This is a genomic window from Erythrobacter sp. K21-9 (assembly GCF_055808355.1).
Window position 1 is genome coordinate 3,068,062 of record NZ_CM147866.1, and the last position, 19,230, is coordinate 3,087,291.

Here is a 19,230-nt window from a genome sequence, read left to right on the forward strand (position 1 = left end):
GCGGCGCAATCGGCGGGCTGCTCGGGCGTCAGGTCGACGGCGCGGTCTTCGGTAACGGCTCGACAAATGGACCTCGCCTCAAGGAATTGTCCGTCACTACGTCGAGCTACGGTCAGCCAATCCCGCGGATTTTCGTACCGGATGCGTGTCGCCGGGAGTGTGATCTGGGCAACCGATCTTATGGAGACAACCCAAAAAGACGGTGGCGGCAAAGGAAAGCCATCGACCACTTCCTATAGCTATTCGGCCTCATTTGCGGTGGCGCTTTCCAGTCTTCCCATCTCGCGTGTCGGACGCATTTGGGCGAACGGCGAATTGTTGCGAGGAGCGAATGACGATCTGAAGGTTGGCGGGACAATACGGGTCTATCTGGGGCACGGTGACGACCCTGTCGATCCGTTGATATCGGCAGACAAGGGCGCTTCGGCACCGGCGTTCAGGGATACCGCCTACGCGGTGTTCGAGGACCTGCAATTGGCCGACTTTGGTAACCGCATACCTGCCCTGACTTTCGAAATCTTCGGGCAAACGGATGCTTCGGTTTCTTTGGATGAGTTCGTTCCTCAAAGCGTGAGCAGCGGCCAAGGAATCATTCTGCCCGAGGCTCGAGGCTTTTCTGATGAAGGCGGCTCTCTGTCATCGACTTTATCGGCGATAGACCGCGTCTACCCCCTCACCTGTGTTGTGACCGGCGACGGACTGACCTTGTCGAGCACACCCAGCTCATTTGATGCGGTTCCGATACTGCCAGAGCAATTGTCCAGTCGCGACAGCTCCGACGCTGCGGAGCGCCACAAGCAACGCGGCGAGCAAATCGTACCGGGAGCCAGTCGCGCTGCGATATTACGACGAGGGTCGTGACTATCAGCCTGGCATCCAGCGCGCCAATGGGCCGCGAACGGTCGGGCGCGAGACGACGATTGATCTGCCCGCCACCCTGACTGCGGAAGGGGCCAAGCAATTGGCGAATGCAAACGCTCACCGGTCGCGGTGGCGGCATGAACGCATCACTTGGCGAGTGGGACAACTCGATCCCGAGATAAGACCTGGCATCATCGCAAGGCTCCCCGATGCTCCCGGCCATTGGCTCGTGAGAAGTTGGGAGTGGTATGAGCGCGGCATCGAGCTGGAGCTCGAGCGTGTTGCGCCGCAAATGGCAGCCATAGCTGGAAGCGATTCCGGGACGACAATGGCGCCGCTGGACATAGCGAGCCCGGCCACAGACCTTGCCGCGATCGAGGTGCCCGCCGACAGTCCTGCGGATAACGACACCTCGATCCTGTTCGCAGTCGCCAGCGCCTCGAATGCAACTTGGAAGGGTGCTGCGCTCTATGTGGAGCAAGGCACTTCGCTTGTGCCGATCGGCACTGCAGGTGCAAGCAGAGCAATACTCGGTGAATTGTCTGGCCCACTTCCGCCGTCTAGTGGCAGCTATCTGGAGGCTAACGCCGCATTGGAAGTTACCCTTCTTGGCGATGATCTGGCTTTTCAAAACGCAGACCTGATCGCTATCGCGAACGGTGCAAACCGGTTGTGTGTCGGCGGCGAAATCCTCCAGTTCGTGACGGCGGAACAAATCTCCCAAACCGGTTGGCGCCTGCAAGGATTGCTCCGTGCACGCTGGGGAACAGAAGATGCCGCGCTAGTTGGTCATCCTACTGGGACTAGTCTCACACAAATCGATGACCGGCTCACGCGGCTTAATGAATTACAAGCCCCATCTGACCCTTCGACCCGAGTTGCTGCCATCGGGCGCGGCGACGAGGAGCCAGTATTTGCATCTTTGCAGAATGCAGGCCTCTCTCGCAGGCCGCCGATGCCGGTGCACCCACGCATCGCGCGACTTGCCGACAACGCGCTCGAAATCTGCTGGACTCGCCGGGCAAGAGGGCACTGGCGGTGGGACGCTCTGGGCGAAGTGCCGATCGTAGAAGCCGCAGAGCAATACACGCTTGGCTACGGCTCCTCGGACCAGCCCTCAGCGACATGGTCGCTTGGTGAAGCACATTTCATTCTGAGCGCTGCCGAGCAGGCCACCCTCGTTGATACATTCGGTTCGGCGGCATTGTGGGTCAAACAGGTGGGGACGTTCTCGCTATCGCCGCCGCTCATGCTGGCCTCGCTCAATTAACGATCTCGGAGAATTACCATGACAACCCCAATCTCGTTTCCCTCGACTACGGCACGCTTCAATCTGCCGCTGTTAATTTCAGGCCAGGCGCAGAAGGAATTTTTCTTAAATCAGGCACTTGCGATGATAGACTGCATCGCGCAGTTCGCGGTCGAAAGTGCGATTGATACACCGCCTCCCAGCCCCGCCGAAGGTGATTGCTTTCGAGTTGTCCAAAACGCAACTGGCACATGGGAAGGTCATGATGATCAGATTGCCATCTGGATTGCAGGCGCATGGCACTTCCTGGACCCAGCAGATGGCATGATGATCTTCGACCGTTCGGAAGGGCAATTCAGCTATTATGCCGGTGGCTGGGACCAAGCCGCAAACCCGAGCCGGCCAACTGGTGGAAGCACCGTGGATCAGGAGGCCCGCGCCTCCATCGGACAATTGATCGACGCGCTTCAAAAATCAGGCGTTTTCGGCGGCTCGACCTGATCATCCGCGTCATCTTGATCGCGCTTCTAGTCTATTGAATTGATTGGAGTTGGTCGTTTTTTTGCGCCTAACGCAAGATAGAGGCATTCTTGCAACAGTTTAGAACGAATACTCGCTTGCCACCTTTTGGTCGAGAAGTTAGACACGCTCTGTGCCTCAATCCGATAAAAAGGGGATAATTAGAATGCGTAAACTCGTCATTGGTATGGCGATGGCTTCGACGGCGCTCACTGCACCTGCCACGGCTCGCGAGGGCCAGTGGTACATCCAGGGTGATGGTGGCGCGATGCTTGTTGAAGACATCGATTTCGACGTAAACGGCGGAGCGGTTGATGCTTCTGCCGATTTTGATGAAGGCTACGACTTCGGTGGCTTGGTTGGTTACGACTTCGGGGCTTTCCGTCTTGAAGCTGAAGCCAGCTATCGCGCAGCCGATACCGACGAGCTTTTCTACGGTGCAGCCGTGCCTAATCAGGTGGCAGCCGGGACGACTCAGGAAGCTGCGGGCGAATTCAACGCTTTGAGCTTCATGCTGAACGGCCTTTTCGATTTTGGTGACGATGATGGCATCCAAGGCTTCGCCGGCGGTGGTATCGGTGTCGCTCGCGTAGATATTGACGCTCAGTACTTCTCGAACCTCCCACCGGTATTCGACGATTCGGACACCGGGCTTGCATGGCAGCTGCTTGCAGGTGTTCGTGCTCCGCTCAGCAACAACTGGGACGTTGGCTTGAAATATCGTTATTTCAACGCGGAGAACGTCGAGCTGATCGATACGTTCGGCAATGATCTCGAAACCGATATCAGCAGCCACTCCATTCTTGGTTCGATCATCTACAACTTCGGTGGCGAAGCTCCGCCGCCGCCACCTCCTCCGCCGCCGCCGCCACCGCCGCCGCCGCCTCCACCCCCGCCACCGCCGCCGCCGCCTCCGCCGCCGCCGCCGTGCAACACGGGTCCTTACATCGTCTTCTTCGATTTCGATGAGTCGGCGATCACGGCAGAAGCAGCGACAATCCTCAACAATGCTGTGACGGCTTACGCCAATTGCGGCACGGCCAACGTCATGCTTGCCGGTCACACCGACCGTTCGGGCAGCGTGACCTACAACATGGGTCTGGCGGAACGTCGCAACTCATCGGTGCGTGATTATCTCACCGGTCGCGGCATTCCTGACGCACGCATCAGCAGCGAAGCATTCGGCGAATCTCAGCCGCGTGTTCCGACCGCCGACGGCGTTCGAGAGCTGCAGAACCGCCGCGTTGAAGTCACCTACGGTCCGGGCTCCGGCATGTAAGGTTGAGCTTCACGCTCTGACTAGATTGAGGGGCCGGAGCAATCCGGCCCCTTTTTCGTTGAATGGCAATTAAACAATGAGGAATGACGATGCGCATTGATCGCAAGGTACCTTTGGCCATCTTAAGTGTTGCTGCAGCAGTCAGTTGCTCGCAAAGCGAGGACCCTTCGGTCGAAAACGAAGCCAGCGACCCAATCGGAACCGTCGGAACTGCCATTCTGGCAGATCGAGAAGGGAATCGAGTTGGGGTCGTTTCGCTAAAACGCGAAGGCGATGCACTTTTTGTCAGCGCCGAAATCGAAAATTTGGGGGCTGGTACAAAAGCATTCCACCTACATGCGAAAGGAGATTGCTCGGCATCTGATTTCACCTCGGCTGAAGGCCACCTCAATCCCGCAGGCAACACGCATGGCAGCCTGAGCGAAGGTGGTAAGCACCTCGGCGATCTGCCCAACATAGAGATTGCAGAAGACGGCACTGCGACTGCAGAATTTCCGGTCGAGGGGGCGGCATCCGATACGCTTGGCGAAATCTTTGACGAAGATGGTACGGCCGTCATGATCCACGAAGGGCCGGATGACTACCTCAGCGATCCGGCAGGTGCCGCAGGTCCTCGTATAGCCTGTGGGGTGATCACCTCGGAGACGACTTGAATTAGCCTTTAACTTGCAGCGGGCTCTCCCGCTGCGGTTGCCCTTTCCAAGACACTGGCATTCGCTTTTGGCACAAGACGGAGTGCCGCGACCAATAGCGCCAAGCCAATCGGCGTAATCCACAGGGTCGACAAAACGCCTTTGCTCAAGTCGCCCTCATTCTGGGCCGACACATAACCTGCCATGTACGGCCCGAGCGCCAGACCCACCAAGGTTGTCGCAAGGAAGAATGTTGCTGTCGCTGTTCCCCGCATCCTTGGAAGGACCAATGCCTGGCTACTAGCGGCAGCAGCCCCCAACGCGGATGCCGCGAGCGCCCCTACGACTAAATTCAGCATCAAGAACAGGGCCCAGATGTCGGTCGTGTATTGAACAATCGCAAAAGGGATAGGACTGAGCAGTCCGAACAAGACCACCCAGATGCGACCAGCTGACGTTTTGGTATACAGATAGTCGGCCATCCGACCCCCGAGAATGACGCCGAGGAACCCGCCGGCGGCTCCGCCGCCTCCCAGCCAGAAACCAAGTTCGGCTTTCGAGACGTCGAATACTCGTTCTGCGTATGGCGCCCCCCAGTAAGATGCTGAGTACGCCATGAAAGCAACCGTCCCGTACCCGAGTATCGTGCAGAGGAATGCAGGCGATCCCCAAGTGAGCGCAAAGGTGGGGTAATCGCGCTGACGCAGAGCGCTGGCCCAGCAGAACACTGCGTAATAGCCGATTGCCAGCAGCAGCCATTGATCGGTAATTTGGCCCAGATCGATTCCTAGAAGCGAAGCAAGCGCGCCGCAGATTAGCCCTTGGCCTGACTGCAATATCGAGGTCACAAGAAGAGCGACGACCAAAGCCGTAACGAAAACTGCGATATTGAGCGCAAAAGCTACTCCGCCGCGCGCAGCCGCACCGAGGAATGTAAAGGGCGGAATAACGGTGTAGAGCTCTTTCACAAAGCCGCGGAACGGATGCGGATCCTCCGGCGTGGGCAAGCCATCGATCGCGCCCCTTACCGGCTCCCTGAGCGTGAAGACCCACATCGCCAGCAATAGTCCTGGAATACCTACTGCGATAAATGCCGCTTGCCAGCCTGCGAGACCGAGATACGGGTCGCCTTGAGGAAACGCACGGTTCCAGTTGTCTACAATGACGCCGCCAATCGCGAGCGAAACGCCGCCGCCGATATATAGCCCGGATGAGTAGATCGCGAGGGCCGTTGCGCGCAGGCGAGCTGGAAACCAATCAGAAATGAGCGAATAGGCAGAAGGGCTGGCAGTGGCTTCGCCGACTCCGACACCGATCCGGGCCACGGTCAGCGTGGAAGCATCGCGCGCAAATCCGGATACTGCAGTCATCGCCGACCAGAGGGACAGGCCTATCGTCATGAGGCGGACGCGCTTCCAGCTGTCCGCCAACTTCCCCAGAGGAATGCCGAAAAGCGCATAAAATATGGCGAACGCAGTACCGTACAAGAATCCTAGATACGCGTCGTCTACGCCGAGGTCCGCCTTGATATCATTCGCGAGGATCGAGAGTATCTGCCGGTCGATGAAGTTCAGGACATAGATCAGGACCAATACGCTGAGCGCATACCAGCTGTAAGCTGGGACCGGCTGATCTGCCTGACCCGGCTCGACGGTGTTGGCTTCCTTCAAGAATCGTTCCCCCAAACCCACTGTGATGAAATGTAAAGCGTAACCGTGGCTCTTCTACGCTGCATATCGCGCGCTATCGGTTATTCCCGCTTCGGCAAATCCCTTTTTGCGCAAGCGACACGAATCGCACAGTCCGCATGCAATGTCGTCCTCGGTTGGGTCATAGCAGGACCAGCTCCAAGCGGGGTCCAGGCCGAGCCTGTTGCACTCGGATGCAATTTCCGCTTTCGTCATGTCTTGAAGGGGCGCGTGGATCGTAAATGGCTTACCCTCCACGCCCGCCTTTGTCCCGAGCCGCGCGGTTTCTGCGAAGCTGGAAATGAATTCAGGTCGGCAATCAGGATAGCCGGAATAGTCGAGCGCGTTGACGCCGATGAATACGTCCGCCGATCCTGCCGCTTCTGCGCATGCTGTCGTCAATGCAAGGAAAACGAGGTTCCTCGCAGGGACATAGGTGACCGGGATATCGCTCCCGACACCCTCTTTAGGTACCGCGATGGAATCGGTCAGGGCCGAGCCTCCGAATGCCCTGAGGTCGAGTACAATCTCGACTTGGCTGGCGAGCTCGAGTTTTGCCGCGATTGTCTTAGCCGATTGAAGTTCGAGCCGATGCCGCTGTCCATAATCAATCGACAAGGCGCGGACGTTGAAGCCGCTCTCCTTTGCGATGGCTGCGGTCACCATCGAATCGAGGCCGCCGGACAGCAGCACGATTGCCTTTGGTTTGGATTTATCGGGCCCGGGTTCGCTCATTCAGTGACGATTAGCGCCCATCCCCGATTTCGCAACGTCACATCTGCAAATTCTGGCTGTCAGCAGGTACCCGAGCGGCGCGCCTCGGCTACCATCTGGAAAGGCACTCCAGAGGCAATGCCTTGGCTCTCGATCTGGACGAGCGATCCTGTCTCCCGCCGGATGTATGTGCGACCGTACCCATTGCCAGGACACGTATATTGTACGGTCACTTTCGAAGGCGCATCTTCAACGACGAAGCGGCTGCATCCCCTCTCGGTGTGCCGGAGCTGGATGAGCTCCTGCCCGGACCGAACGCAGATCTTGCGGTCGGGCGATCCGTCGCGGTGCTTTACGGTCCACTCCCCTTTGGCGAGCTTCCCCAACATGGCGAGGCCTTCAGATTGGGCAGCGGAAGGAATGGCCAGGACGAGTATGCCCGCACTCATCGCCAACCCAGCTGAAACCATGAGTTTTTTACCAAGGTAGATCATGTTTCTATCAACGCTCATTTCTCTTCAATCGCTTGCATATCCTAGCATTACCACGATGAGTCGTTTCTGAATAGCGACGAAACGTTAGATCGCGAGCTCGAATTCACGGGCACAAAAGGCGCAATCGACCACCACCTTGCCGTCTTCATTGCGCATCGCGGCCTGTTCCGCCGGTGGAAACCGCGCAATTACAGTCTCGTAATAGTCCGCACTGCAGCGGCAACCGCGCGACAAATCGGGGCCAGGCTGTATCCGGATTTCATCCTCCTCATGAAACAACCGCCAGGCGATCGCCTCCATCGATAACGCAGGATCGAGCAACTCGTCATGGCTGATCGTCGAGCCAAGCGCGAGGATATGCTCCCAATCCGGATGATCCATGCGGACATGAAGGCGCTCACGCCCTTCCTCGCCATCAGCAAGGTGCTGGATCAGCAAGCCCGATGCAACGCGCCCGTCGCTGCCTGACCGGCTGGCGACGCGGATCATGGTCGGGATCTGCTCCGATTGGCTGAAATAGGTTTCGCAGGCTTCGGAGAGTGTCTCCCCCTCAAGCGGAACGATCCCCTGATAGCGCTCTCCTCCACCTGTCTCGAATGTGATCGCGAGGTATCCTTCGCCAAACAGGGCAGCGAGAGTCGGGTTCGCCCCAAGGTCGGAAAGCCGTTCCGAGTCGAAGTCGGCATAACCGCGCACCGCCCCGGCGCGGTAGTCGCAGACCAGCAGCGACACCACGCCCGATTGCGTCTGCGCCTGCATTGTTAGCTGCGCCTCTTCACCCTTGAGCAGACCGCCCATCAGCGCGCTCAGGACAAGAGCTTCGCCCAAGAGATGTGTGATCGGCGCGGGGTAATCGTGCGCGGACAGCACCTCGTCCACCACTCCGTCGAGGCGCACCGCGCGCGCGCGCGTTGCGGGCGGGCAAAGTAAAGCCCAGCAACTTATCTGAAAATGTTTCGGCCTGATTTTCCATATCGGCGATATGGTGGCTGTGCGGGCCAGCGTTAACCCCTGACCGGCGCAAAAACCCTGCGGGTCAGCCGAGTAGCCCGAAACTCCAGAGCAAGACCGACTTTTGCGCGTGGATGCGATTTTCCGCTTCGTCGAAGACAACCGACTGCGGACCTTCGAATACGTCCTCAGTCACTTCCTCGCCCACGTGAGCAGGAAGGCAGTGCAGGAACACCGCATCCGCCTTGGCCGCTTTCATCACTTTCGCATCGACCTGGTAAGGCTCCATCGCCGTGCGTTTTTCGTCGGCATCGGCCTGGCCCATGGAAATCCAGGTGTCGGTCACAACCACATCGGCGCCGCGGGCTGCGGCAAGCGCGTCCTGCGTCAGTGTCACCGTGCAACCGGCAATCCGCGCCATATCGACGAATTCCTGCTCAGGCTCGAAACCGGCTGGCGTTGCGATGCGGAGGTTGAACTTCATCAGGCTCGCCGCTTCGAGGATCGAGTGAAGGACATTGTTGCCATCGCCAAACCACGCAAGCTCCATCCCCGGCAGCGCCTTGCCGTGCTCGATCACGGTAAGAAGGTCGGCCACTATCTGGCACGGGTGCGAGCGATCGGTGAGGCCGTTGATGACCGGCACGCTCGCGTGACGCGCCATTTCCATGATCTTGGCGTGATCGTCGGTGCGCAACATGATCCCGTCGACCATACGGCAAAGGACGCGCGCTGTGTCGGCGATGCTTTCGCCGCGCCCCAACTGGCTCGATCCAGCTTCGAGGAACAGCACCGTTCCACCAAGCTGGCGCATGGCGATATCGAAGCTGGCGCGTGTGCGGGTCGAATTCTTTTCGAATACAAGCGCGAGCACCCGTCCGGCCAAAGGTGCGTCCTCGTCGGCCTTACCTTTTGGCAAGTCGGCGCGCGCGGCCTTGCGGTCGATCGCGTCGTTGATCATTGCCGCGATCGCATCCGGTCCGGCATCGGACAGGTCGAGGAAATGGCGCATTGCCATCAGGCTGGCTCGGGCACCTTGAAGCTGGCGGCACCAGCTGAAAGCTTTTCGAAAAACTCGTCAATCTCGGCATCGCCAATTACCAGCGGCGGGATCACTCGCACGGTCTGGTCGCCCGCCGCCACTGTGAGCAATTGGTGGTTATCGCGCAGGTGCACGAAGAAAGGCCGGCTCTCGACCTTCATCTTGATCCCGAGCATCAGCCCCTTTCCGCGCACAAGTTCGAACAGGTCGGGATAATTGCCGATGAATTGCTCGAGGCGCGTGCGAATGCGTTCGCCCTTTTCGCGTACAGAGGCGAGGAAATCCACGTTGGCAACGGCATCCATGACCGCACTACCGGCCGCCATTGCCAGCGGGTTTCCGCCATAGGTCGAGCCGTGCGCGCCAAAGACCATGCCGCGCGCAGCTTTCTCTGTCGCCAGGCACGCGCCAAGCGGGAAACCGCCGCCCAGCCCCTTGGCCGTGGCGACGATATCGGGTTCGATGCCGTATTGCTCATAGGCGTAAAGCGTGCCGGTTCGAGCGACCCCGCACTGCACTTCATCGAGAGCAAGCATCAGATCGTGTTCGTCGGCGAGCGCGCGCAGGCCCTGCATAAATTCGGTCGAAGCCGGACGAATGCCGCCTTCTCCCTGGATCGGCTCGACAAGGAAACCCGCTGTTTTTGGCCCGATTAGCGCTTTTGCGGCGTCGAGATCGTCGAACTCTGCGTATTTGAAGCCTTCGAGCAGAGGCGAGAATCCATGGTGCATCTTCGTCTGGTTCGACGCGCTGATGGTCGCCATCGTCCGCCCGTGAAAGGCGTTGGCGAAAGTGATGATCTCGAACCGATCCGCATCGCCCTCATCGCCGGCATTCTGATGGTATGCGCGCACGCACTTGATCGCGGTCTCGACCGCTTCAGCACCCGAATTGGTGAAGAAGACCGTGTCGGCGAAGGTGTTGTCCACCAATTGCTGCGCGAGCTTTTCGCCTTGCGGGCTGCCATACAGGTTCGACACATGCATCAGCGTTTCGGCCTGCTTCTGGATCGCTCCGATCAGACCGGGGTGCGAGTGGCCAAGCAGGTTGACCGCGATCCCGCTCGCGAAATCGAGGTAGCGCGTTCCGTCCTCGTCAATGAGGTGGCAGTGCTCTCCGCGAACCGGTACGTACGCCGCAGCGCGGATAGACAGGCATGAGCGGGGTAATCGACATAACGTAAATCCTAGGACTGAAATGGGCTCGAAAAACAAATGGCGGCTCATCAAGGAGCCGCCATCTGGTTTGGAATAGGGCCGCTCGCTTGGTTGGTCAAACGGTACGGATATGGTCGCGGGGAGTTTACTCCTGCACCGGCACGAGATTGACCGCCGAATACTTCCCGCGTCGGTCGACTTCGAGGTCGAATTCAAAGCGTTCGCCTTCGTTGATCGCCGTGAGGCCAGAGCGCTCGACCGCGCTGATATGCACGAATGCATCGGGCTGACCGTCGTCGCGCACGAGGAAACCGAAACCCTTCATCGAATTGAAGAATTTCACTGTTCCGGTGGCCTTGTCGCCGGTCAGCTCGCGCTTGGGCGGGCCTTCCGTCTTCTCGACAGCGATCACATCGCCGACAACCTGAAGATCCTGAGCGGACACTTTCCCGCCGCGATCCACGAGGTTGAACTCGAGCTCCTGCCCTTCGGCCAGACCTTCAAGGCCAGCGCGTTCAACCGCGCTGATGTGCACGAACACGTCCTCGCCGCCGGTTTCCTGCTGGATGAAGCCAAAGCCTTTCTGGCTGTTGAAGAATTTCACCGTGCCTTTGCCGGTGCCAACGACCTGCGCGGGCATGCGGTTGAAACTGCCTCCACCGCCGCCGCCGCGATCACCGCCGCCGCCGCCGCGTGGGCCGCCGCCGCTTCCGCCGCCGCTGTAGCGATCTCCGCCACCGCCGCCGCCGCCACCATAACGGTTGCCGCCACGGTCAGAGCCTCCACGATCATTTCCGTAATCGCTGGGCGGAGGGAAACCATCCATACCGCCACCAAAAGGATCAAAACTGTCCTCGCCGAAACCGTCGCGCTTATCCCGACCGCGCCGACGTCCCCTATCGTAACCCATAATCCAGTACGTACCTTGTCACACTGCCAGACCTTCAATGCGTCGGTATCGGGGCAGCAGTCCGTACCAGACGCAAGCGAGACTTCGAAGTATCGAATATCGCTCTCTATTGCGGGTCATAGCCTACAAAGCCGTGCTTTGCGAACGATTTAACCAGCCGCGCTTCAATCGCGCAAAATTATGACAATTTCGAAGTGCGAGATCGAGCGTTATCGCTCGTTCGCCGCGCGGCAGCTTCGTCCTGCCTCGCTGTGAGCAATTGAGTTTGCGCCGTGGCGTCCCTAGCTTGGAGACCAACAATCAAAGGATGCAGCATCGTGAGCGATTTTCGCAAACTGTCCGATTCGGTTCTCGCCAGCCCGCAAATTTCGTTGAGCGATGTAGCGTCGGCAAAAGACCAGGGCGTAACGTTGATCGTCAACAATCGTCCCGACGGCGAAGACGCCTCCGCTCCGCAAGGCGGCGAGATAGAGGCTGCGGCAAAAGCTGCCGGGATCGGTTACGCGGCGATACCCATCGGTCATTCCGGTTTCAGTGAGCCCCAGGTTGACCAGATGATTGCCGCTCTGGGTGCCAATGAAGGCAAGGCGCTCGCCTATTGCCGCTCGGGTACGAGATCGACGCTGCTCTGGGCTCTTGCACAAGCAAAGTCCGGCTCCGACCCGGACGACATTGCGCGCGCGGCGAGCGAGGCTGGATATGATGTCAGCCCCATTCGCCCGATGCTCGACATGCTCGCGTCTCGTTAGCTCTTATTTGCGATAATCGAGCGGCGGATCGCGGTCGCCCAGCAGCGAGCGATATTCGTAATCTTCGCCCCGTGCAGCATCGAATTCGGCCCGCGCCGCCTCGCGCAGCTCAGCATTCGTGAACAATTCGGTCGCCATCAGTGACATCGCCTTGGCCGCATTTTGCGCGCCCTTGATCCCGATCGAGTGTCCGCTTGCCGCGACAGCCTGCCAGCTATGCGCGCTGGTCCCGGGGACCCACGTCGCCGTCCGCGCGCCAACTGTCGGGGTCGCCCACGAAACATCGCCGACATCGGTCGAGCCATAGCCGAGGCTTTTCTCGTAGGGCTGGATTTCCGAGGCGCTCGAGAGCGGCAGCGCTGCATCGCCAAGCGAAGCCTGCAATTGCTCGGCCCATTCGCGCTCCTGCGGCGTGTAATCGATACCGCCCACGCTGCGCAGCTTGGCATCCATCACCTTGGCCAGTGTTTCATTGACCAGCAGCGGATTGTTGCCGTGGATCACCTCCCAGGTCACTTCGGTGCCGGTTCCCATCGCCGCCCCGCGCGCCGCCTGTTCAAGACGCGTCCAGATCTCTTCGACCCCGTCGGGATCGGGATGGCGGACGTAATAGAATACCTCGGCAAAGTCGGGCACGACGTTGGGAGCATTCCCGCCGCTCGTGATGACATAATGCATCCGCGCGTCCTGCGGCATGTGTTCATGCAGCATATTGGCCATCATGTTCATCGCCTCCGCCCCGTCGAGCGCCGAGCGCCCGCGTTCCGGAGCGCCGGCTGCATGCGCGGAAATGCCGGTGAAGCGGAACTTGGCCGACCGGTTTGCGAGGCTCGTGCGCGCCGCCGCGCTGTTCTCGTCATCGGCATGCCAGTGGATCGCGATGTCGACATCTTCGAACATGCCTTCGCGGGTCATGTAGACCTTGCCCGATCCGCCTTCTTCGGCAGGCGTTCCATAGAGGCGGATGCGTCCCGGCGTGCCTGTTTCCTCAAGCCATTTCTTCACTGCAATGGCGGCGGTGAGAGAGCCTGCACCGAACAGGTTGTGCCCGCAGGCGTGCCCCGCATGCTTTCCGGCAATCTGGTCGCGGATCGCCGAATCGGACTGGTTGATACCGGGCAGCGCGTCCATCTCGGCAAGGATCGCGATCACCGGACCGCCCTCACCCCATTCGGCCACGAAGGCGGTAGGAATGTCGGCTATGCCGCTTGTCACCTTGAAACCTTCAGCCGAAAGCTCGCTTTGCAGCAAGCCCGTCGATTGCGTTTCGAGATAGCCAAGCTCTGCATATTCCCACAGCTGCTGTGCGACGCGCGCGGTGCGGTCGGCATCGAGCCGCCACGAAAGCGGCCGGATCGACGCCCAGCTGCGCGTGATTGTCAGCGGTGAGCGGCGCTGATCCGAAAGCCAGCGTGACGAATGCGGCGGCGGCAAGCGGTGTTGTCGGCAATTTCATCGTTATCTCCTCAACGTCCTGCTTGCCGCAAAGTGAGCCGCATGCCAATCCGTTGAAACATGGAAATTAACCTGCAAATCCTGATTTTTGCCGTTTCACTCGCAGCGATATTCGCGCTGGCCGGCCTTGCGGCACTGATGCGGCTGGGCGGAACACCGGCGCTTGAGAGCGAGCGGGACGCAGCGCGCGCCGCAAACGAAGTTCAGGACGGGTTCGAGCCGTCCGAAATCGCTGTCGATCGAGGCGGGGCCGCGGCAATTCTTTGCGATGCCAGCGGGCAAGTCATGCTGATAAAGCGCCACGGCAACCACTTTGCAGGACGTATATTGACGCCCGCTGCCAAGGCCGAGGCGAGCGGCGAGAAACTGACTATCGCATCGGGAGAGGCGCGATATGGCAGCGTCAGCCTGATCCATCCTGACGCAGCATCTTGGGCTGAGACGATCAATCGGCTAGAACGGCGTCACGATGCCTGACTTTTCGCCAACCCAATATGCCATCCCCCTGTTCGTGATTGCGGTCCTGGCCGAGATGATCTGGGCGAAGCTGCGCGCGCCGGAATCCTACGAACCGAAAGACACGCTGGTCAGCCTCGCATTCGGCCTTGGGTCGACCGTGGCAGGCGGATTGCTCGGCGGATTAGCGCTCTATGTTTTTATCGCTGCCTACCAATACCGCGTCTTCGATTTCGGCGAGCAATGGTGGGCAGTGTGGTGGGCCTGGCCGCTATGCTTCGTCCTCGATGATCTCAAATATTACTGGGTCCACCGCGCCGGGCACCGCATCCGCTGGATGTGGGCGAGCCACGTGAACCACCATTCCAGCCAGCACTACAACCTCTCGACCGCGCTTCGGCAAAGCTGGACCGGGGCATTCACTTTCGGCTTCCTGTTCGCGGTACCTCTGGTCCTGCTGGGCTTTCATCCGGCGATGATCGCAATCTGCGGCGGGTTCAACCTGATCTACCAGTTCTGGATCCATACCGAGGCGATTGGCCGGATGCCGCGCTGGTTCGAGGCGGTCATGAACACGCCGAGCCATCACCGCGTGCACCACGCGACCAATCCGCGCTATCTCGACCGCAATTACGCCGGCGTCTTCATCGTGTGGGACAAGATGTTCGGCACATTCGAACCTGAGCGCGATGATGAGAAGATCCGCTACGGCATCATCAAGCAGCTCGGCAGCTTCAACCTGCTGTGGGCGGTCTTTCATGAATGGATCGGGATGATTGGCGACATCTGGCGCGCGCCGTGGAGGCACAAGCTGTCCTATCTGCTGCGCGAGCCGGGCTGGAGCCACGATGGCTCACGCGACACGTCGGACATGATCCGCGATCGCTGGCGCGCGCGTAATGGCGAAAAAACGCAGATCGCAAAACCGGTTGCTGCGCGAAACCCGATTGAAAGGCCGAGCGAAGCTGCGTAACCCTCTCCAGCAAGAGGAGAGAGCATGGAAAGCTTCGATTACATCGTTATCGGTGGCGGCAGCGGCGGCAGCGCAGCCGCAGGCCGCCTTGCCGTGGACGGCACACGCCGGGTTTGCCTGATCGAGGCCGGCGGGCGCAATGACAACGTCCTGATCAAGACGCCGGGCTTCATGCCCTTCATCCGCAACTCTGCCAATTACAAATACGATACCGTCCCGCAAAAGGGTCTGAACGGTCGCATAGGCTACCAGCCGCGCGGCAAGGGTCTGGGCGGGTCATCTGCGATCAACGCGATGGTCTATATTCGCGGCAACAAGTGGGATTACGACAATTGGGCGAGCATGGGCTGCACCGGCTGGTCCTATAACGACGTGCTCCCCTATTTCCGCAAGGCCGAAGCAAATGAGCGCGGCGCGGATGAATTCCACGGAGGCGGCGGGCCGCTCTTCGTTTCCGACCAGGTCGATCCCAACCCGACCAGCCATGCCTTTGTCGAGAGCGCGGCTGCACTGCAATTGCGTACGAACGACGATTTCAATGGCGAGCGACAGGAAGGCTTCGGACTCTACCAGGTCACGCAGCGGAACGGAGAGCGCTGGTCCTCTGCGCGCGCCTATGTCGAGCCGATCCGCGGACAGGGCAATTTCTCGGTTCGCACCGACACACTGGTCGAAAGGCTCGTGATTGAGGGCGGGCGAGTGACCGGCGCGCGCGTGCGCCGGGGCAAGCGCAGCGAGATGATTTGCGCCCGGCGCGGCGTGATCCTGTCCGCAGGCGCGTTCAATTCGCCGCAAATACTCATGCTGTCGGGCATCGGCCCGGGCGAGCACCTGAAAGAGCACGGTATCGAAGTCGCGCTCGATCGGACAGCGGTCGGCTCGAACCTGCAAGACCATATCGACTATGTCTCCGGCTGGTCGACCACGTCGAATGTGCCGATCGGCGGCACGATCAAGGGCACGCTCAAGATGGCAGGCGCGATCCTCCAGCACAGGCGCAATCGCACGGGCGCGATGACGACCTGCTATGCCGAGGCGGGCGGCTTCTGGAAAACCGACGAGGATGCCCCCGCGCCCGACGTGCAATGGCATTTCGTGCCTGCAGTGCTCGAGGATCATGGGCGCGAGAACGTGAAGGGCTACGGCTTTTCGCTCCATGCCTGTGTCCTGCGTCCGGAAAGCCGGGGCACAGTGCGGCTGGGATCTGGCGATGCCGCGGCTGCGCCGATGATCGATCCCAACTTCCTCGACGATGACCGCGACATTGCTGTCCTTCGCGAAGGCGTCCGATTGTCGCACCGCATTGCCGACGCTCCGCCGCTACAGGCCTATGGCCCGACCGATCGCCATCCGGTCGACATGCAGGACGAGGCCGCGCTCGACAACCTCATTCGTGAGCGTGCGGATACAGTCTACCATCCGGTCGGCACATGCCGCATGGGCTCGGACGAGGATGCTGTGGTCGATCCCACGCTCAAGGTGCGCGGGCTCGAAGGGCTGTGGATGGCCGATGCCAGCGTCATGCCCAAGATCGTCAGCGGCAACACCAACGCGCCGAGCATCATGATCGGAGAGCGCTGCGCCGACTTCGTGAAGGCAGCCGAATAGGCAAACAAACGAAAAAGCCGAGGCGTACGCGCCCCGGCTTTTCCCTTGTCAGTTGAACCCGCCTCAGAACTCTTGGCGAACCGTAGCGCCGAATGTGCGCGGATTGCCGATCCGGTAGCCGAGCCGCGCCCGTCCGCCGCGCTCGCGGTCGAAGGACAGCAGCGCGTTTTCGTCCAGCACGTTGTTGGCATAGACGCTCAGGCTCAGGCCACTATCGAAGTCGAGCCCGGCGCTGAGGTTCACCAGCTGGTAATCATCGAGCAGAAGATCGACCGTGGTCGATGCGGTTGCGGGCGCTCCGCCGAACGGCAGGCCATGCACGAAGGTGCGCGGATTGTCTTCCTGGTCGGCAGGCTGGGTAAAGCGCGATCCGACATGGGTGAACGAGGCAGCGAGAAACGCTTCCGCCGAGTCCGAGATCGGCCATTCATAGCTGCCGCTCGCGGAGAGCTGAAACTCGGGCACGGATGGTAGGCGGTTGCCTTCACGAATGCCCGTGGCACCGGCCAGCGCGCCCGGCAGTGTAGTGTCGAACTCGGCCTCGATGAAACTGCCCGACAGATTGAAGTTGAGGCCCGGAAATGGGTTGAGCCCCAGCTCGGCTTCGATCCCTGCCGAATGCGCATCGGGAACATTGAAGACAATGCGCGAAGAACAGCTGCCCGCGTCGAGCGTCACCTGCAGATCGCTGATGTCGTTGTAGAAGGCAGCGGCGTTGAAGGTGAAAATGTCACCTTGCGTTTTCACACCCACCTCGTAGTTCCAGAGGGTCTCGTCCTCATAATCCTGGAAGCCGCCGAACAGCGCCAGATCCTGTGCGTTGCACAGCGGCACGTTGAGCGGATCGTTGACACCGCCAAGACGGAAGCCTTGAGAGGCCTGCGCGTTGATCGAGACGTTGGGACTGACCTCGTAGCTGAGCAGGAAACGCGGCGTGAAGCCGTCCGAAGACGTCTCGTCGACCACGCCGACATTGCCATTGGCGAACAGGCCGCCAGTGGTGATCGTGCGGGTTTCCTCGAAATCGTAGTAACGCCCGCCGGCCGTGAAGGTCAGCGCGTCTGTGATTTCGAAGCTCGCCTCGCCGAACACGGCGAACTGCGAGATGTCGTAGGGCAAGTCCGAGTTGAACGGCGAATCCGCCGGGAATCCATTGGCAACCGCAGCCGATGTGCCCGCACCGAGCGTGGCGTCGGTAAAGGCATCATAGCCCGGTGTCGGCAGTCGCTGCGCATAGACGCGGTCGACCTCCGAATAGAACACGCCGACCAACCATTGCAGCGGCCCGTCCGTATCGGAGGCAAGCCGCAGTTCCTGTGTGAAGGTTTCAAGATCGGTCGTGTCGCGAAGGTTCGATGGCAGCGTGACCGCCGCGTCCGGGTAGCCGAGATCGACCGAAACCGATCCGGACAGGGCGCTCGCATCGCGGCTCACCAGGATATCGCGATTGGTGTAGGAGCTGACCCCGGTCAGGGTGACCGCACCAAGGTCCGCCTCGACCACCACGTCCGCGATCAGGGTTTCGTCCTCAAAGGCTTCGCGCAGCAGCAGGTATTGCTCGCGCTCGCCCAGCTGGATCGCGGGCCGGGTGGTGGTGAACGGATTGGCGAATAGGTTAAAGATTTCCTGCCGGTTGAACCCGTCGGCGGTCACCTTCTGATAGACCACGCGCGGGGTGATGCTGAAGCCTTCGCCCGTATCGAGGGTGAAGGCCAATCGGCCACCATAGCGCTCACCGCTATTCACATTCTCTCCACCAGCTGGGCCCAGCGCGTCGATGAAACCGGCATACTCGGTGTAATACCCGACCAGCCTGACGGCAGCGACGTCACCCAGTGGCAGGTTGACGGCAGCCTTCGTGTGCCAGCCCACATCTCCGCCTTCGAGGACATTGACGTTCGCCTCGACCGTGCCCTCAGTGACGCCGACTATCGGCTGGTTGGTGATGTAGCGGATGGTGCCGCCGACCGACCCCGATCCGAACAAGGTGCCCTGTGGTCCTCGCAGCGTTTCCACGCGGTTGAGGTCAAACAGGTCGAGGTCGGGGGTGAACAGCGAGAGCGAAATCACCGATCTCGTCGAGATAGACGCCGACCTGTTCCTTCACCCCCGGCTGATCGCGAACCACCTGTCCGGCGGAAACGCCGCGCACCGACACCTGGCTTTGGCCCGGCCCGAGGTTCTGGACCGAGAGACCCGCGACATTGCGCGAGAGGTCTTCGAGCGTCACCGCACCGGACCTCTGGATGTCCTCGGCGGTCAGCGCACTGATCGAGAACGGAATGTCCTGAATCGTTGAATCGCGCTTGGTCGCGGTCACGACGATCACATTGCCGGTGGTCCTCGCCTCCGCCTCGGGCGGAGTTTCTTCATCTTGCGCCAGAGCCGGGGTCCCGCACATGGCAAAGGCACAGCCAGCCAGCAGAGCGTGGCGCAAACGGATGGCGGCGGACGCATTGGTGGTCTTCGATTGCATCAGTGTCTCTCCCTAAA

Annotated in this window: 15 protein-coding genes and 3 pseudogenes; 9 read left to right on the forward strand and 9 right to left on the reverse strand. The window is 60.2% G+C overall.

Annotated elements, in window-relative coordinates; all coding sequences use genetic code 11:
• Positions 1–66 precede the first annotated feature (66 nt).
• The 5 genes from AC0L39_RS15810 to AC0L39_RS15830 all read left to right on the forward strand — a co-directional run bounded on the left by AC0L39_RS15810 (position 67) and on the right by AC0L39_RS15830 (position 4,561).
• Entirely contained in the window at positions 67–861 is a 795-nt protein-coding gene (locus AC0L39_RS15810; RefSeq protein ID WP_473259290.1) for a hypothetical protein, read from the forward strand.
• Positions 836–2,131 (forward strand): GTA baseplate fiber-binding domain-containing protein, encoded by a 1,296-nt coding sequence (locus tag AC0L39_RS15815; protein ID WP_473262424.1) that lies wholly within the window; start codon positions 836–838, stop codon positions 2,129–2,131. The genes AC0L39_RS15810 and AC0L39_RS15815 overlap by 26 nt, the downstream gene beginning before the upstream one ends.
• Positions 2,132–2,149: 18 nt before the next feature.
• Positions 2,150–2,611 (forward strand): DUF2793 domain-containing protein, encoded by a 462-nt coding sequence (locus tag AC0L39_RS15820; protein WP_473259291.1) that lies wholly within the window; start codon positions 2,150–2,152, stop codon positions 2,609–2,611.
• Between the two features lie 184 nt (positions 2,612–2,795).
• Positions 2,796–3,908 (forward strand): OmpA family protein, encoded by a 1,113-nt coding sequence (locus tag AC0L39_RS15825; protein WP_473259293.1) that lies wholly within the window; start codon positions 2,796–2,798, stop codon positions 3,906–3,908.
• An 83-nt stretch (positions 3,909–3,991) separates the two neighbouring features.
• Positions 3,992–4,561 (forward strand): superoxide dismutase family protein, encoded by a 570-nt coding sequence (locus tag AC0L39_RS15830; RefSeq protein WP_473259295.1) that lies wholly within the window; start codon positions 3,992–3,994, stop codon positions 4,559–4,561.
• An 8-nt stretch (positions 4,562–4,569) separates the two neighbouring features.
• Here AC0L39_RS15830 and AC0L39_RS15835 read toward each other — a convergent pair whose 3' ends face one another.
• The 7 genes and pseudogenes from AC0L39_RS15835 to AC0L39_RS15865 form a co-directional block, all read right to left on the reverse strand.
• A complete protein-coding gene (locus tag AC0L39_RS15835; RefSeq protein ID WP_473259297.1) occupies positions 4,570–6,210 on the reverse strand; it encodes an MFS transporter in 1,641 nt (546 codons plus the stop codon).
• A gap of 54 nt (positions 6,211–6,264) precedes the next feature.
• Positions 6,265–6,963 (reverse strand): 7-cyano-7-deazaguanine synthase QueC, encoded by a 699-nt coding sequence (gene queC, locus AC0L39_RS15840; protein ID WP_473259298.1) that lies wholly within the window; start codon positions 6,961–6,963, stop codon positions 6,265–6,267.
• A 59-nt stretch (positions 6,964–7,022) separates the two neighbouring features.
• Positions 7,023–7,454, reverse strand: a complete 432-nt coding sequence (locus tag AC0L39_RS15845) for a hypothetical protein (protein WP_473259300.1) — start codon at positions 7,452–7,454, stop codon at positions 7,023–7,025.
• Positions 7,455–7,520: 66 nt separating this feature from the next.
• Positions 7,521–8,409: pseudogene (gene hslO, locus AC0L39_RS15850) on the reverse strand (Hsp33 family molecular chaperone HslO).
• A 63-nt stretch (positions 8,410–8,472) separates the two neighbouring features.
• Positions 8,473–9,405 carry an ornithine carbamoyltransferase gene (argF, locus tag AC0L39_RS15855; protein ID WP_473259301.1) on the reverse strand — a complete coding sequence of 311 codons (933 nt, stop codon included), beginning with the start codon at positions 9,403–9,405 and terminating at the stop codon, positions 8,473–8,475.
• Positions 9,405–10,605 (reverse strand): annotated as a pseudogene (locus tag AC0L39_RS15860) (acetylornithine transaminase). Before AC0L39_RS15860 ends, argF begins: the two are co-directional and overlap by 1 nt.
• 126 nt (positions 10,606–10,731) lie before the next feature.
• Complete coding sequence (locus tag AC0L39_RS15865) at positions 10,732–11,496, reverse strand: cold-shock protein (RefSeq protein WP_473259303.1); 765 nt, start codon at positions 11,494–11,496, stop codon at positions 10,732–10,734.
• A 317-nt stretch (positions 11,497–11,813) separates the two neighbouring features.
• On the opposite strand from AC0L39_RS15865, the gene AC0L39_RS15870 reads away from it, so the two are divergent.
• Positions 11,814–12,245: a protein tyrosine phosphatase family protein gene (locus AC0L39_RS15870; RefSeq protein WP_473259305.1), complete on the forward strand. Its 432-nt coding sequence runs from the start codon at positions 11,814–11,816 to the stop codon at positions 12,243–12,245.
• Positions 12,246–12,248: 3 nt separating this feature from the next.
• On the opposite strand, the gene AC0L39_RS15875 is transcribed toward AC0L39_RS15870, so the two are convergent.
• A complete protein-coding gene (locus AC0L39_RS15875) occupies positions 12,249–13,679 on the reverse strand; it encodes an amidohydrolase (protein WP_473259307.1) in 1,431 nt (476 codons plus the stop codon).
• Between the two features lie 81 nt (positions 13,680–13,760).
• Here AC0L39_RS15875 and AC0L39_RS15880 point away from each other — a divergent pair, with 81 nt between their 5' ends.
• Genes AC0L39_RS15880 through AC0L39_RS15890 form a run of 3 tightly spaced genes read left to right on the forward strand, consistent with a single transcriptional unit; the run spans position 13,761 to position 16,737 of the window.
• The gene (locus AC0L39_RS15880) at positions 13,761–14,177 is read left to right on the forward strand and encodes a hypothetical protein (protein ID WP_473259309.1); all 417 of its coding nucleotides are present in this window, start codon (positions 13,761–13,763) and stop codon (positions 14,175–14,177) included.
• Complete coding sequence (locus AC0L39_RS15885) at positions 14,170–15,129, forward strand: sterol desaturase family protein (RefSeq protein WP_473259310.1); 960 nt, start codon at positions 14,170–14,172, stop codon at positions 15,127–15,129. Before AC0L39_RS15880 ends, AC0L39_RS15885 begins: the two co-directional genes overlap by 8 nt.
• A gap of 24 nt (positions 15,130–15,153) precedes the next feature.
• Complete coding sequence (locus tag AC0L39_RS15890; protein ID WP_473259312.1) at positions 15,154–16,737, forward strand: GMC family oxidoreductase; 1,584 nt, start codon at positions 15,154–15,156, stop codon at positions 16,735–16,737.
• Positions 16,738–16,800: 63 nt separating this feature from the next.
• Here the strand turns inward: AC0L39_RS15890 and AC0L39_RS15895 are convergent.
• Positions 16,801–19,138, reverse strand: a pseudogene (locus AC0L39_RS15895) (TonB-dependent receptor).
• Positions 19,139–19,230 lie beyond the last annotated feature (92 nt).

Bases quoted from the DNA above. Each gene is read 5' to 3' on its own strand.
- AC0L39_RS15810 (WP_473259290.1), top strand. From the start codon at position 67: ATGGACCTCGCCTCAAGGAATTGTCCGTCACTACGTCGAGCTACGGTC.
- AC0L39_RS15820 (WP_473259291.1), top strand. From the start codon at position 2,150: ATGACAACCCCAATCTCGTTTCCCTCGACTACGGCACGCTTCAATCTG.
- AC0L39_RS15825 (WP_473259293.1), top strand. From the start codon at position 2,796: ATGCGTAAACTCGTCATTGGTATGGCGATGGCTTCGACGGCGCTCACT.
- AC0L39_RS15830 (WP_473259295.1), top strand. From the start codon at position 3,992: ATGACGATGCGCATTGATCGCAAGGTACCTTTGGCCATCTTAAGTGTT.
- queC (WP_473259298.1), bottom strand. From the start codon at position 6,963: ATGAGCGAACCCGGGCCCGATAAATCCAAACCAAAGGCAATCGTGCTG.
- AC0L39_RS15845 (WP_473259300.1), bottom strand. From the start codon at position 7,454: ATGAGCGTTGATAGAAACATGATCTACCTTGGTAAAAAACTCATGGTT.
- argF (WP_473259301.1), bottom strand. From the start codon at position 9,405: ATGGCAATGCGCCATTTCCTCGACCTGTCCGATGCCGGACCGGATGCG.
- AC0L39_RS15865 (WP_473259303.1), bottom strand. From the start codon at position 11,496: ATGGGTTACGATAGGGGACGTCGGCGCGGTCGGGATAAGCGCGACGGT.
- AC0L39_RS15880 (WP_473259309.1), top strand. From the start codon at position 13,761: ATGGAAATTAACCTGCAAATCCTGATTTTTGCCGTTTCACTCGCAGCG.
- AC0L39_RS15885 (WP_473259310.1), top strand. From the start codon at position 14,170: ATGCCTGACTTTTCGCCAACCCAATATGCCATCCCCCTGTTCGTGATT.
- AC0L39_RS15890 (WP_473259312.1), top strand. From the start codon at position 15,154: ATGGAAAGCTTCGATTACATCGTTATCGGTGGCGGCAGCGGCGGCAGC.